The organism is Kocuria sp. JC486, from assembly GCF_011602805.1.
Classification (GTDB): domain Bacteria; phylum Actinomycetota; class Actinomycetes; order Actinomycetales; family Micrococcaceae; genus Kocuria; species Kocuria soli.
In genome coordinates this window covers 37,453-51,152 of sequence record NZ_JAAOZS010000014.1, presented here as the reverse complement: position 1 = coordinate 51,152, position 13,700 = coordinate 37,453, and the positions used below count along the sequence as shown (strand labels likewise).

Below are 13,700 nucleotides of genomic sequence, written 5' to 3'. Positions count from 1 at the left end.
AACCCGGCCCCGGTTCGACAGAGGACGAATGCTGTCCGCGTGACCTGGTTTAATCTGCCCCTGACCGACGGGCCGGGCCCGATCGAATCCACGCAGATTCCCAGGCAGGACGAACGGAGCCACCATGACCCCCACACCGTCGGATCCGAGCACCACCGCAGCACAGCAGCCCTCGGTCGGTGAGGCTGACAGCCACGAGGTCATCCGTGTCCAAGGGGCACGGGAGAACAACCTCAAGGGGATCGACGTCGAGATCCCCAAACGCCGTCTGACGGTGTTCACCGGAGTGTCCGGATCCGGAAAGAGCTCCCTGGTCTTCGGCACCATCGCCGCCGAATCACAGCGGCTGATCAACGAGACCTACAGCACCTTCGTCCAGGGCTTCATGCCCACCCTGGCCCGCCCGGACGTGGACGTGCTGGAGGGTCTGACCACCGCGATCGTCGTGGATCAGGAACGGATGGGGGCCAACGTCCGCTCCACGGTCGGCACCGTGACCGATGCCAACGCGATGCTGCGGATTCTGTTCAGCCGGTTGGGCACACCGCACATCGGCTCGGCCAAGGCGTTCTCCTTTAACGTGGCGACCATCAGCGGAAAGGGCGCCGTCACGCTGCAGAAGGACGGCAAGGAGGTCAAGGAACGCCGCGAGTTCAGCATCACCGGCGGCATGTGCCCCGAATGCGAAGGACTGGGGCGAGTCTCGGATTTCGACTTCACCGCCATCTACGACGCCGAGAAGTCCCTCAACGACGGCGGACTGACGGTCCCCGGCTACTCGATGGAGGGTTGGTACGGGCGGCTGTACGGCGGCTCCGGGTACTTCGACATGGACAAGCCGATCGGGAAGTTCACCGAGCAGGAGTTCCAGGACCTGCTCTACCGCGAACCCACCAAGATCAAGGTGGACGGGATCAATCTGACCTACGAGGGCGTGATTCCCCGGATCCAGAAGTCCATGCTGTCCAAGGAACGAGAATCCTTGCAGTCCCACATCCGCGCGTTCGTGGACCGGGCCATCACCTTCACCGCCTGCCCCGCCTGTGGCGGCACGCGCCTGAACGACGCCGCACGGTCCGCCAAGATCAAGGGGATCTCGATCGCCGATGCCTGCGCCATGCAGATCAGCGACCTGGCCGAATGGGTGCGCGACATCGAGGACCCGTCCGTCGCCCCGCTGCTGGGTTCCCTGACCGAACTACTCGACTCCTTCGTGGAGATCGGGTTGGGGTACCTGGCGCTCGAACGGTCGTCGTCGTCGCTCTCCGGCGGCGAAGCGCAGCGCACCAAGATGATCCGGCACCTCGGCTCGCCGCTGACGGACGTGACCTACGTGTTCGACGAGCCCACGGTGGGGCTGCACCCGCACGACATCCAGCGGATGAACAACCTCCTGCTGCAGCTGCGCGACAAGGGCAACACCGTGCTGGTGGTCGAACACAAGCCGGAGACCATCCTGATCGCCGATCACGTCGTGGACCTGGGCCCGTTGGCGGGCACAGCGGGTGGCGAGCTGCAGTACGAGGGACCTGTGGAGGGCCTGCGTGCCAGCGACACGCTCACGGGTCGGCACCTGGGGGACCGGGCCGCGCTCAAGGATTCGGTGCGCAAGCCCTCCGGGGCGATCGAGATCCGAGGTGCGGACAGGCATAACCTGCGCGACGTCGACGTCGACGTTCCCCTGGGGGTGCTCACGGTGGTGACCGGTGTGGCCGGCTCCGGCAAGAGTTCGCTGATCCACGGGTTCCTGGCCGAGGCCGCCGGGGACGACACGGTGATCGCCATCGACCAGAGTGCGATCAAGGGTTCGCGCCGCTCCAACCCGGCCACGTACACGGGTCTCCTGGAACCGATTCGCAAGGCTTTCGCCAGGGCCAACGGCGTCAAGCCCGCACTGTTCAGCGCCAACTCGGAGGGGGCCTGCCCCACCTGCAAGGGCGCGGGGGTGATCTACACGGACCTGGCGATGATGGCTGGCGTGGCCACGGAATGTGAGGACTGCGAGGGCAAACGCTTCCAGTCCGCCGTCCTCGAGTACACACTCGGCGGACGCAACATCAGTGAGGTCCTGGGAATGTCCGTGGCCCAGGCCCGGGAGTTCTTCGACGGCGCATCGGGCACCACCAACGACGACGGGCAGGCCACCGAGGGCTTCAAGCTGCCCGCCGCGCACAAGATCCTGGTCCGCCTGGACGACGTGGGGCTGGGGTACATCACCCTGGGCCAGCCGCTGACCACGCTCTCCGGGGGCGAGCGGCAACGCCTCAAACTGGCCACGAACATGGCTGAGAAGGGCGCGATCTACGTCCTGGACGAGCCCACCACGGGTTTGCACTTGGCCGACGTCGAACAACTGCTGGCCCTGCTGGACAAACTCGTGGACTCGGGGAAGTCCGTGATCGTGATCGAGCACCATCAGGCGGTCATGGCGCACGCGGACTGGATCATCGACCTGGGCCCGGGAGCCGGTTCCGACGGCGGGCGGGTGGTGTTCGAAGGCACTCCCACCGACCTGGTCGATTCGGCGCAGACGCTGACCGGTCAGCATCTGGCCGAGTACGTCAAAGGCTGAGTCTGGGCGCTGCCTCCGAGTGCTCCTGGGTGTGGTGCAGGGCGTCCAGGAACAGGTGGGTGACGTGTTCGTCCGTGAGCTGGTAGCGGCTCTGCCGCCCCTGCCGGACCGCCTGCACCAGGTGGGCTTCCCGGAGAACCTTGAGGTGCTGGGAGACCAGTGGTTGCGCGAGCTCCAGGTGCTCGACCAACTCGCCCACGAAACACGGCGACTCCGTCAGGCGGTGCACGATGGCCGACCGCGCCGGGTTGGACAGTGCGGAGAACATGAGAGACACCGCGGCGTAGGGTGCAAGGTGCGGGTTGTCGTCGATCACGAATGTTCCTCCGGGGTCAGCTCACACTAGGCTAAGCGCCGCCCCGGTGTATTGCCGCTCATGCGCCACCGGATGCGTACCCTGAGTGCGGTGGGCGAAGCGTTCACCAGATCGATCAGAAGGAGTCTCCGCGTGGACAACGTCGACAATCTCCCCAGCGCCTCCGTGGACGAGGTCCCGGCCGACGCCAAGATCCTGGACGTTCGCGAGGATTTCGAGTGGGAAGCCGGGCACATCGACGGCGCCCAGCACATCCCGCTGGGTGAGCTCTCCGCGCGTTACGGCGAGGTCCCCGTGGACGAGGACGTCTACGTCATCTGCCGCTCCGGTGGACGTTCCCTGCGTGCAACCGCCTTCCTGGCCGGCACGGGATTCGACCCCGTCAACGTGCTGGGCGGCATGGGGGCCTGGGCTGACGCCGAGAAGCCCATGGTCTCCGAGACCGGCGACGAACCGACCGTGAAGTGACGGCCCGCCGCCCATGACCATCGCCTACCTGGGTCCCGCCGGGACCTTCACCGAGGCTGCCCTGCGCCAGGTCGACCCCGACGGCACCGACCACCTTCCCGCCAGCTCCGTCCCCGCCGCGCTCGCGGCATTGCGCGACGGGCGCGTGAGTTCCGCCGTCGTACCGATCGAGAACTCCGTGGAGGGCGGGGTTTCCGCCACCCTGGACGCCGTGGCCGTGGGCCCGGAGGTCCGGATCCTCGCCGAGATGCTCGTGCCGATCCGGTTCAACCTTGTGGCCACGCAGGACAAGCCTCTGAGTGAGATCAAGGCCGTGTCCACCCACTCGCACGCCTGGGCCCAGGTGCGGGACTGGGCCGAGACCCACGTTCCGCAGGCCGAGTACATCCCCGCGTCCTCGACTGCGGCCGGTGCCCTGGGACTGCTCGGTGACGAACCGGTGTCCTACGACGCCGCGATCTGCGCACCCACGGTGTGTGAGACCCACCCAGAACTCGTGGTGCTGGCCGAGAACATCGGCGACAACCCGGAAGCCGTGACCCGCTTCGTCCACCTGGGTGGCCCCGATTCCCCGCTGCCCGAACGGACGGGCGCGGACCGGACCACCCTGGTCATTCCCCTCTGGGAGGACCGCGCCGGCGCCCTGATGGAAATCCTGGAACAGTTCGCCACCCGCGGGGTCAACCTGAGCCGGATCGAGTCCAGGCCCACGGGCAACTACCTGGGGGATTACTTCTTCTCCGTGGACGTCGACGGTCACGTCCGGGACGAACGCGTTGCCGAGGCCCTGGTCGGTCTGCGCCGCATCTGTCCCACCACACGCTTCCTGGGCTCATACGCCCGGGCGGATCACAAGCCCGCCGTCGTCGCCGGTCATCACACCGACGGCGCCTTCACCCAAGCCAGGGACTGGGTGGCGGACTTGCGCGGCCTGCAATAGCGGGTCGCCCCCCATACGTCCTTGGATAGCGAGGTCCCACGGCAATGAGGCCGTGGCACAGAAATGAGTTGCCATGGTTGAACAACTCGAAGGCTGGGAACAGACCCTCACCGCCGGTCCCTTGTTAGCCATCGCGGCGGCCGCGATCGTGGTCCTGCTGGTGTTGATCATCAAGTTCAAGGTCCACGCGTTCCTTGCCCTGATCGTGATCAGCGGCCTCACGGCCGTGGCCGCGGGGATCCCCATGGACGCGGTGGTGCCCGTCCTGACCAATGGTTTCGGAACCACCTTGGCCAGCGTTGCCCTGCTGGTGGGCCTGGGTGCCATGCTCGGTCGCCTGCTCGAAACCTCCGGCGGCGCCCAGGTGCTCGCGGACAAACTCATCAGCGTGTTCGGGGAGAAGCGTGCCCCGCTGGCGCTGGGGATCGCATCGCTGCTGTTCGGCTTCCCGATCTTCTTCGACGCCGGACTGGTCGTCATGCTGCCCGTGGTCTTCTCGGTCGCTCGGCGCCTGGGCGGGTCCGTGTTGCGATACGCCTTGCCTGCGGTGGGTGCGTTCTCCGTGATGCACATCTTCCTGCCGCCGCACCCGGGCCCGGTCGCGGCCTCCGCGTTCTTCGAGGCCAACGTGGGCATTGTGCTGCTCCTCGGCGTGCTGGTGGCGCTGCCCGCCTGGTACCTGAGCTCCTACCTCTTCGGCCTGTACTCCGGTCGGCGGATCAACCTTCCCGTGCCCAGCATCCTGGGTGAGGCGGAGGAGGTCCAGAACCCGCCGAAGACCGGCACCGTGGTCTTCGTCCTGTTGCTGCCGCTGATCCTGATCTTCCTGAACACCGGCCTGACCACCCTGCTGGACTCCGGTGTGATCGCCGAGTCCGCGGGCGAATCCCTCTGGTACCAGGTCCTGGTGGCCATCGGGCAGACTCCGATTGCCCTGACCATCACCCTGATCGTGGCTGCGCTGCTGATCGGCGCGGCTCGCGGCGTCAGCGGGTCCGCGATCGAGAAGACCTTCGAATCCGCACTCGGCCCGGTCTGTTCCGTCATCCTGATCACCGGCGCCGGTGGCATGTTCGGTGGTGTGCTGCGCGCCTCCGGGATCGGGGACGCCCTGGCGGACGTCCTCTCCGACCTTGGGATTCCAGTGATCCTGGCCGGGTTCCTGATAGCTCTGGTCCTGCGCGTCGCCCAGGGCTCGGCCACCGTGGCTCTCACGACGGCGGCCGGTCTGATCGCGCCCGCGCTGGCGGCAGGTGACTACAACCAGGTGCAGGTCGCGGCCCTGGTCCTGGCCGTGGCGGCCGGTTCGGTCGCGCTGTCCCACGTCAACGACTCCGGCTTCTGGCTGGTGGGTCGTCTGCTGGAGATGGACGTCAAGACCACCTTCCGCACCTGGACCGTGCTGGAGACCCTGATCGGCGTGATCGGCTTCGGCCTGTCGGCGCTGATCTTCGCCCTGGCGGGGGCGTTCTAGCCCACGGCAACTACCAGCCTGCCCGGCAAGGACACGGGTACGGCGGGTGGTGGGGCTTCCTTGACCTGCTTCGCTTGACGGTCTGCGGAAGCCCCACCACCCGCCGCTCGGTCCGGTCCTCGCCGCTCAGGTGATGATGTCGTGCGCGTCGTCGCCCTGCGACGGCGGAACGCGCAGGGCCAAGGCCTCCGGCATGATGTTCGCCTCGAAGGCCGTGATCCGGCCCAGCCCGTCGCCGTCGATCTGTGCCTCTGTGGGTTTGTGGAACTCGGCGCGCAGCTTCTTGCACCGGTGGTGTTCCATGGCGGGGAGGTCGTGGCGCTGCTTGAAGATGACCTTGCTGGTCAACGTGACCCAGCCCAACGGACCGCGCGGGGCGATGACGACGGCGTCCATCCGTCCGTCGTTCAACTTCGCCCCGGGGACCAGCACCAGGCCTCCGGTCAGAACGCCGCAGTTGGCGGCCATGATCGAGCGCAGGCGCTTGGTCTGCCAGGGGCCGCCGTCGATGCTGTACCGGGTCCACGCGGGCTCCGCGGTCATGCGGCGCATGCCGGCCTCCATGTAGGCCATCCACCCGATCTGTCGTTTGAGTTCGTCACGGGTGTTGGACATGATCTCGGCGTCGAATCCGGCGCCGCCCATCACGCACAGTGCGTGTTCGAAGCGTTCACCGCGCATGTTCTCCGTGCTGAAGGAGACCATGTCGATCAACCGCTGGTCGCCGAACAGCGCAATGTCCACCGAATGGTGAACGTCGTCCAGGTGAGCGCCCAGGTTCCGCGCCAGCAGGTTGCCGGTCCCCAACGGGATCAGACCCAGGGGCGTGCCCGAATTGGCCAGGACCTCGGCCACCGTACGCACCGTGCCGTCACCACCCGCGGCCAGGACCACGTCCGCGCCGGACTTGAGTGCGGCCTGCGCCATGGACGTACCGGGGTCGTCGACCGTGGTCGGCAGGAACTCCGGATCCGGCCACCCGGCCTTGCGGCAGGCGACGACGACCGTGTCACGTGCCGAGTCGGCGTCGTACTTGGAGGGGTTGATCACGACCGCCACGCGTTGTGGGGTTGGCGTTGCTGCCACGGTTGGCTCCTAGCCGCGCTAGCGGGCAAAGGTCGGGGGAGGTGAGGGAAGGGTCGGAAGGGTCCGGGAAGGCGGGGTCCAGTGAGGGTGCCTCGCCTCGGACAGGGCGGTCTCAGCGTGTACCGCCCCCTCGAGGATAGTCACTTCCGCCCGGGTCCCTGTCGAGTGCGGTCGCGGTCGCGGGTGGGTGAAGAACCTCGGATACCCTGGCCTGGTGATCGACATCAATCTTCTTCGCGAACACCCCGACAAGTTCCGTGCCTCGCAGACCGCCCGCGGGCTGTCTCCGGAGACCGTGGACCACGTCCTCGACGCGGATGCCGCACGCCGGTCCGCGATCACCGAGTACGAGAACCTCCGGGCGGAGCAGAAAGTCTTCGGCAAGAAGGTGGCGCAGGCCCAGGGCGAGGAGAAGCAGCAGCTGCTGGCCGAGGTCAAGGAGCTGGCCAACCGGGTCAAGGACGCCGACACCCGTGCCGCCGAGGCGCAGAACGCGATCGACGAGCTGCTCAAGACCATGCCCAACCTGATCATCGACGGCGTCCCGACCGGTGGTGAGGATGACTACGAGGTGGTCAAGCACGTGGGCACCCCGCGGGACTTCACCGCCGAGGGGTTCGAACCGAGGGACCACCTGGCCATCGCTGAGCTGGTCGACGGCATCGACATGGAACGCGGCGCCAAGGTCGGCGGATCGCGGTTCTACTTCCTCAAGCGCGACATCGCGCGCCTGGAGACCGCCTTGCTGCGCATGGGCCAGGACCTGGCGGTGGACAACAACTTCATCTCCCTGACCACCCCCACGCTGGTGCGCCCGGAGATCATGGCCGGCACGGGCTTCGACGTCGAACACGACGCCGAGATCTACCGCCTGGAGAAGGACGACCTCTACCTGGTCGGCACGTCCGAGGTGGCGATCGCCGGGTACCACGCCGACGAGATCCTGGACCTGACCACCGGACCCCTGCGCTACGCGGGCTGGTCCTCGTGCTACCGCCGTGAGGCCGGGTCGGCGGGCAAGGACACCCGCGGCATCATCCGCGTGCACCAGTTCAACAAGCTCGAGATGTTCGTCTACTGCGACGTGGACCAGGCCGAGGCCGAGCACGCCCGCATGCTCGAATGGGAAGAGCAGATGCTGCAGGCTTGCGGGCTGGCCTACCGCGTGATCGATACCGCCGCCGGTGACCTGGGGACCTCCGCGGCCCGCAAGTTCGACTGCGAGGCCTGGATCCCCACGCAGGGGCGGTATCGCGAGCTCACCTCGACCTCCAACTGCACCACCTACCAGGCCCGCCGCCTCAACATCCGCGAGCGGCTGGCCGACACCACGGTGGACGGCAAGGTCAAGAAGGGTGGCACCCGCACCGTGGCGACCCTCAACGGCACGTTGGCGACCACCCGCTGGCTGGTCGCGATCCTGGAGACGCACCAGCAGGCCGACGGCTCGGTCATTATCCCCGAGGCCCTCCGCCCGTACATGCGCAACCAGGAACGCATCGACGTCATCGCCTGACCCCATTCCTCCCGCCGAGTTCGGGGTTGTTCCGCCTATTTCGCCGAATAGGCGGAACAACCCCGAACTCGGCGTCAAGGTGTCAGGCGCCGTTCATCTCTCGGTTCGTCTGTGGTCCACCGAACGGAAGCGTGTCGTGGTGGTGTGACAGCATGACGACCATGACGACGCAGAAGAACACCGGCAGCGACGACCGGTTCGAGAACGCAGACCTCTTGGAAGAATTCGACGGCGAGTACAGCGCCGACCGCACCGGCGAATACGACGACGCCGTGGAGACCCCCGAGTTCCTCCAGCCCGGCACCTCGCCCTTCCCGGAACCCGACAGGGATCCGGTGGGCAGCGACTGGGAGCTCGAGAAGGGCGTCAAGTACCTGGTCGCCCTGGACGTGGACGGCACCCTGGTCGACCACGACGGTGCGATGTCCGACGAGGTCAAGGAGGCCGCCCTGGCGGCCGCCGCCGCAGGGCACCACCTGGTCATTTCCACCGGGCGCTCCCGTGGGGCCACGCTGCCCGTGTGCGAACAGCTGGGACTCGAGAGCGGCTTTGCGGTGTGCTCCAACGGCGGCGTGACACTCCAGCTGGACCCGAGCCTGCCGGACTATCACCGCGTGATCGACGCCGTGACCTTCAACCCCGGTGCCGCCCTGGACGCTCTCAAGGACGCGCTGCCCACCGCCAAGTTCGCGCTGGAGACGGCCGACGGGCACTTCTTCGCGACCGAACGCTTCCAAGACCGGTCCTTCGGGATCCAGGCCATCGGCACGGACATCCCCCAGCTGGCGGACCTGGATGCCGTCCGCCTGGTGGTCTACAGCTCGGAGGAGACCCCGGAGGACTTCGCCCGGGCCATCGACGCCGCCGGTCTGCACGGTGTCGCCTACTCAGTCGGCTGGACCGCCTGGCTGGACGTGGCCGCTGCCGGCGTGTCCAAGGCCAGCGCGCTCGAACAGGTCCGCCGCTACCTCCACGTGGACCCCGCGCACACGGTGGCCATCGGTGACGGCCGCAACGACGTGGAGATGCTGGACTGGGCCGCGCGAGGCGTGGCCATGGGACAGGCCCCCGACGAGGTCGTGGCCGTTGCACGGGAAGTCACCACCAGCGTCTACGAAGACGGCGCGGCCAGGATCCTTCGCAGCCTGATCTGAGCCGACCGGAGCACCCCGCCCGGCCAGTGATCCACTGGACGAGTCGCACTGCGTGCCTGGGGCCACGCCGGTACCCGGTCATTGCTGCGTAATACTCATGCCTGCTCTGGCCAGGTGAAATGTCATTGAAAATCGCCAGTCGGAGGTCGATGCCGACTCATCAGTGAACTGTCGGAGTATGGTGGAGAGTGATCCCGGGCACGTCCCGGGGTGGCCTCCGGGAGTCCCGCCTCGGGCGCTGCATCCGTCCGAATGACGACATCGCCCGATGTCAAGCGACCGAGGGGGCATCGACCATGGACTATGTCACTGACCGGTGGCAACAGATCCTGTTCGCCAGCTGGCAGCACTTCTCACTGGTTGTCCAGTGCCTGCTGCTGGCAACGGTGATCGCCGTGGGACTGGCCATGGTCTCCTACCGCTCCGAAAGGTTGAGCAACCTGGCCAACAGCTTCACGGCCATCGGCTTGACCATCCCGTCCTTCGCGATGATCGGCCTGTTGATCGCCCCGTTGGGCTTCGGTGTGCTGCCCGCCGTCGTGGTGGTGACCTTCTACGCCGTGCTCCCGATCCTGCGCAACGCGGTGGTCGGGCTGAACTCGGTCCCGGGAGGCGTCGTCGAATCCGCCCGAGGCATCGGGATGAGCCGCATGGCCACGTTCTTCCGCGTGGAACTGCCCATGGCCTGGCCCGTGATCCTGACGGGCATGCGGGTCTCGGCCCAGATGGTCATGGGCATCGCGGCCATCGCCGCCTTCGTGCTGGGCCCGGGTCTGGGCGGCTTCATCTTCTCCGGGCTCTCACGTCTGGGCGGTGCCAACTCCCTGGCCTCCGTGATCACGGGCATTGTCGCCGTGATCGTGGTGGCCACCATCCTTGACGCCTTGCTGATCCTGCTGGGCCGACTCACAACCTCGCGAGGTCTCCGTGTCTGAATCCACCACTGCGCCCACAGAGCCCGGACGTATCACGGGCGTCCCCATCCTGCTCGACGGCGTCACCAAGCGTTACGGGTCCAAGTCCGCTCCCGCCGTCGATCACCTCACGCTCGAGATCCCGGCGGGCTCGACCGTCATGTTCGTGGGGCCCTCCGGCTGTGGCAAGACCACGACCATGAAGATGATCAACCGTCTGATCGAACCCACCGAAGGCTCGATCGTGATCGACGGCGAGGACGTGACCACCATGAACGGCGACGACCTGCGCCGCCGGATGGGATACGTGATCCAGGCCGGTGGCCTGTTTCCGCACATGACGGTTGCCGCCAACATCGGGCTGGTGCCCAAGATGCTCGGCTGGGACAAGCAGCGCATCGCGGAACGCGTGGACGAACTGCTCGAACTGGTGTCCCTTGACCCGGACAGCTACCGGGACCGCTACCCCAAGCAGCTCTCGGGTGGTCAGCAGCAGCGTGTGGGCGTTGCCCGCGCCCTGGCCGCGGACCCGCCCGTGCTGCTCATGGACGAACCCTTCGGAGCGGTGGACCCGATCACCCGCCAGCGGTTGCAGGACGAGATGATCTCGATCCAGAACGAACTGCGTAAGACGATCGTGATCGTCACGCACGACATCGACGAGGCCGTGAAGCTCGGCGACTGGGTGGTGGTCTTCGACGAGGGCGCACGGATCCAGCAGTACGACAGCCCCGAACGCATCCTGGCGGAACCGGCCAACGATTTCGTCTCCGACTTCGTGGGCAGTGGCGCAGGGCTGAAGGCGCTCGGTCTGACGCGCGTCAACGAGATGCCGATCCTGGACGCCGTCGTCGTGACCCCGGAGGACTCGCCCACCACTGCCGTGCAGAAGGCGGAAGCGGCCGGGCACGGTCACGTGGTGGTCCTGGACCGCGCCAGGCGGCCGATCGCCTGGCCGAGCGTGGCGCAGTTGCGCCGCGCCACCGCGCTGCCCACCCGCTACGAACCCGACCTGCCGATCGTGGGCATGGGCGCCACCCTGGAGGACGCGCTGGACACCATGCTGGTCTCCCGCGCCGGTGCCGCTCTGGTGGTGGGGCCCCGCGGCCGGTTCGAGGGTGTGGTGGACATCGACACCGTCATGCAGTCCTTGCGTGACAACCGGGGCGCCGCCGACACGGGTCGTTCACCCGTGGGGACCAACGACGCCGAGGCCAGGATCGAGGTGGCACCGGACACCGGCGAGATCACGTTGATCACCCCGGACCAGGTCGGCACCGGTCGCGGCCGCTACGACGACGGCGCCGCTGAACCCTCCCGTTCGGATGCCCACGAGGGATCCGGCTCAACCGCGCTGCCGCAGACGAGTGGTGAGCGGCCATGAGCCAGCTGGACACCGAAAAGACACCGACGGAAGCGGCCTCCAAGACCGACACCGGACTCGAGGTCGACCGTGGCGGATGGGCGTCCCTGCTGCTGTATCCGGTCATCCTGCTGGCGATTCTGGGCGCGCTGTTCGCCTGGCTGTACACGCGGGACCTCAGCGACACCGAGATGGTCACCCTGACCCCGGGTGAGTTGTGGTCGATGACCTTGGAGCACCTCTACCTGACGGCCATCGCCACGGTCGTGGTCCTGGTGATCGCCATCCCGCTCGGCATCCTGCTCACGCGGCCGCCCATGCGGCGTTTCACCACACCGGTGACGGCCCTGGTCAACTTCGGTCAGGCCGCACCCGCCGTGGGTCTGATCGTGGTGTTCGCGTTCTGGATGGGCTTCGGGCCGACCGCGGCCATCGTGGCCCTGGTGGTCTACGCCGTCCTTCCGGTCCTCCGGAACACCATGGCGGGTCTGGACGCCGTGGACCAGTCCTTGGTCGAGGCGGGCCGGGGAATGGGGATGTCCGCGGCCGCGGTGCTATGGCGCGTGGAACTGCCCCTTGCCGTCCCGCTGATCCTGGCCGGGGTGCGAACCGCCCTCGTGTTGGTGGTCGGCACGGCAACGCTCGGGACCTTCATCAACGCGGGCGGGTTGGGGCTGCTAATCACCTCGGGCGTGAACCTGAGTCTGCCGCGCGTCCTGATCACGGGCTCGGTCCTGGTCGCCGTCCTGGCCCTGGCCGTGGACTGGCTGGGGCGCGTCGTCGAACACATTGCCCGCCCCCGTGGCCTGTGACGCCCCGACTGTGAGGAATTGACCCATGAGTGAGCACAAAACCTCCCACCGCGTCACGGCGGTCCTTGCCATGCTGGGCGCGGGCATGCTGACCATCACCGGCTGCGGGTTGCAGTCCTCGACCGCCTACACACCGGAATTCGGCCCGGGCTCCATCCAGGAAATCGACGGCGCCAACGACGAACCCGTCCGCGTGGTCTCCAAGAACTTCACGGAACAGCTCATCCTCGGCAAGATCCTGGTCCTAGCCGTGGACGCCGCGGGATTCAACGCTCAGGACATGACCAACGTCCCCGGATCCCAGCCCGTGCGCCAGATGATGATGAACCACGACGCCGACGTCACGATCGAATACACCGGCACGGCCTGGCTGACCTACATGGGTCAGGAAGAAGGCATCAACGACCCCCAGAAGCAATGGCAGGCCGTGCACGACGAGGACCTGAACAACGGCCTGGTGTGGGGCGAAGCGGGCCCGTTCAACAACACCTACGCGTTCGCCGTTCGGGAGGACTTCGCCAAGGAGCACAACCTGACCAAGGTCTCCGACATCCAGAACCTTCCGGTCGAGGACCGGACCTTCTGCGTGGAGGCGGAGTTCAACTCGCGCGCCGACGGCATGACCCCCATGCTCGAGCACTACGACCTGCCCCGCGGCGAGGAAGTCCCGGACGACAACATCGGTCTCTACGACACTGGTGCGATCTACGCGGCCACTGCGGACGGGTCGTGCAACTTCGGCGAGGTCTTCACCACCGACGGCCGCATCCTTTCCCTGAACCTGACGGTCCTGGAGGACGACAAGCACTACTTCCCGGCCTACAACGGCTCGCCCGTGTTCAACCAGGAATTCTTGGACCAGCACCCCGAGCTGGAGGAAACCCTGGCGCCGGTCATGGCCAAGTTGGACAACGAGACCCTGCAGGAACTCAACGCCCAGGTGGACGTGGAGGGCAAGGACCCAGCGGACGTCGCCTTCGACTGGATGGTCGAGGAAGGGTTCATCTCAGAACCGCAGTGAGTCTCGTGAGGGACGACGACGGCGGTGGGGCCGCCGCAGCGGACCTCAAGCGAAGCAGTCCAAG

12 protein-coding genes are annotated in these 13,700 nt (G+C 67.0%); 10 read left to right on the top strand and 2 right to left on the bottom strand.

The window, feature by feature from the left end:
• The first annotated feature begins 124 nt into the window (after positions 1-124).
• Positions 125-2,572, top strand: a complete 2,448-nt coding sequence (locus GWK18_RS08605) for an excinuclease ABC subunit UvrA (protein WP_166834617.1) — start codon at positions 125-127, stop codon at positions 2,570-2,572.
• On the opposite strand, the gene GWK18_RS08600 is transcribed toward GWK18_RS08605, so the two are convergent.
• Complete coding sequence (locus GWK18_RS08600) at positions 2,562-2,888, bottom strand: metalloregulator ArsR/SmtB family transcription factor (RefSeq protein ID WP_348535901.1); 327 nt, start codon at positions 2,886-2,888, stop codon at positions 2,562-2,564. The two genes, GWK18_RS08605 and GWK18_RS08600, sit on opposite strands and share 11 nt — an antisense overlap.
• Positions 2,889-3,020: 132 nt before the next feature.
• On the opposite strand from GWK18_RS08600, the gene GWK18_RS08595 reads away from it, so the two are divergent.
• The 3 genes from GWK18_RS08595 (at position 3,021) to GWK18_RS08585 (ending at position 5,770) form a co-directional block, all read left to right on the top strand.
• Positions 3,021-3,356: a rhodanese-like domain-containing protein gene (locus tag GWK18_RS08595; RefSeq protein WP_166834615.1), complete on the top strand. Its 336-nt coding sequence runs from the start codon at positions 3,021-3,023 to the stop codon at positions 3,354-3,356.
• A gap of 13 nt (positions 3,357-3,369) precedes the next feature.
• Positions 3,370-4,296, top strand: a complete 927-nt coding sequence (pheA, locus tag GWK18_RS08590) for a prephenate dehydratase (protein WP_166834613.1) — start codon at positions 3,370-3,372, stop codon at positions 4,294-4,296.
• 73 nt (positions 4,297-4,369) lie between these two features.
• Positions 4,370-5,770, top strand: a complete 1,401-nt coding sequence (locus GWK18_RS08585; RefSeq protein ID WP_166834611.1) for a GntP family permease — start codon at positions 4,370-4,372, stop codon at positions 5,768-5,770.
• A 126-nt stretch (positions 5,771-5,896) separates the two neighbouring features.
• Here the strand turns inward: GWK18_RS08585 and GWK18_RS13460 are convergent, their stop codons facing one another.
• Positions 5,897-6,856: a diacylglycerol kinase family protein gene (locus GWK18_RS13460; RefSeq protein WP_166834609.1), complete on the bottom strand. Its 960-nt coding sequence runs from the start codon at positions 6,854-6,856 to the stop codon at positions 5,897-5,899.
• Between the two features lie 214 nt (positions 6,857-7,070).
• Here GWK18_RS13460 and serS point away from each other — a divergent pair, with 214 nt between their 5' ends.
• The 6 genes from serS (at position 7,071) to GWK18_RS08550 (ending at position 13,636) form a co-directional block, all read left to right on the top strand.
• Positions 7,071-8,372 (top strand): serine--tRNA ligase, encoded by a 1,302-nt coding sequence (gene serS, locus GWK18_RS08575; protein WP_166834607.1) that lies wholly within the window; start codon positions 7,071-7,073, stop codon positions 8,370-8,372.
• A gap of 161 nt (positions 8,373-8,533) precedes the next feature.
• The gene (locus GWK18_RS08570; protein WP_166834605.1) at positions 8,534-9,526 is read left to right on the top strand and encodes an HAD family hydrolase; all 993 of its coding nucleotides are present in this window, start codon (positions 8,534-8,536) and stop codon (positions 9,524-9,526) included.
• A gap of 296 nt (positions 9,527-9,822) precedes the next feature.
• A complete protein-coding gene (locus GWK18_RS08565) occupies positions 9,823-10,461 on the top strand; it encodes an ABC transporter permease (protein ID WP_123825372.1) in 639 nt (212 codons plus the stop codon).
• Positions 10,454-11,824 (top strand): ABC transporter ATP-binding protein, encoded by a 1,371-nt coding sequence (locus tag GWK18_RS08560; RefSeq protein ID WP_166834603.1) that lies wholly within the window; start codon positions 10,454-10,456, stop codon positions 11,822-11,824. The genes GWK18_RS08565 and GWK18_RS08560 overlap by 8 nt, the downstream gene beginning before the upstream one ends.
• Positions 11,821-12,615, top strand: coding sequence for an ABC transporter permease (locus GWK18_RS08555; RefSeq protein ID WP_166834601.1), 795 nt, complete (start codon positions 11,821-11,823; stop codon positions 12,613-12,615). Before GWK18_RS08560 ends, GWK18_RS08555 begins: the two co-directional genes overlap by 4 nt.
• Before the next feature lie 25 nt (positions 12,616-12,640).
• Positions 12,641-13,636 (top strand): glycine betaine ABC transporter substrate-binding protein, encoded by a 996-nt coding sequence (locus GWK18_RS08550; protein ID WP_166834599.1) that lies wholly within the window; start codon positions 12,641-12,643, stop codon positions 13,634-13,636.
• The last annotated feature ends 64 nt before the right edge of the window (positions 13,637-13,700 follow it).

What these genes read in the sequence shown, in the direction of transcription:
- GWK18_RS08570 (WP_166834605.1), top strand. Translation starts at nt 8,534, where the DNA reads ATGACGACGCAGAAGAACACCGGCAGCGACGACCGGTTCGAGAACGCA.
- GWK18_RS08605 (WP_166834617.1), top strand. Translation starts at nt 125, where the DNA reads ATGACCCCCACACCGTCGGATCCGAGCACCACCGCAGCACAGCAGCCC.
- GWK18_RS08565 (WP_123825372.1), top strand. Translation starts at nt 9,823, where the DNA reads ATGGACTATGTCACTGACCGGTGGCAACAGATCCTGTTCGCCAGCTGG.
- GWK18_RS08555 (WP_166834601.1), top strand. Translation starts at nt 11,821, where the DNA reads ATGAGCCAGCTGGACACCGAAAAGACACCGACGGAAGCGGCCTCCAAG.
- GWK18_RS08550 (WP_166834599.1), top strand. Translation starts at nt 12,641, where the DNA reads ATGAGTGAGCACAAAACCTCCCACCGCGTCACGGCGGTCCTTGCCATG.
- pheA (WP_166834613.1), top strand. Translation starts at nt 3,370, where the DNA reads ATGACCATCGCCTACCTGGGTCCCGCCGGGACCTTCACCGAGGCTGCC.
- GWK18_RS08585 (WP_166834611.1), top strand. Translation starts at nt 4,370, where the DNA reads ATGGTTGAACAACTCGAAGGCTGGGAACAGACCCTCACCGCCGGTCCC.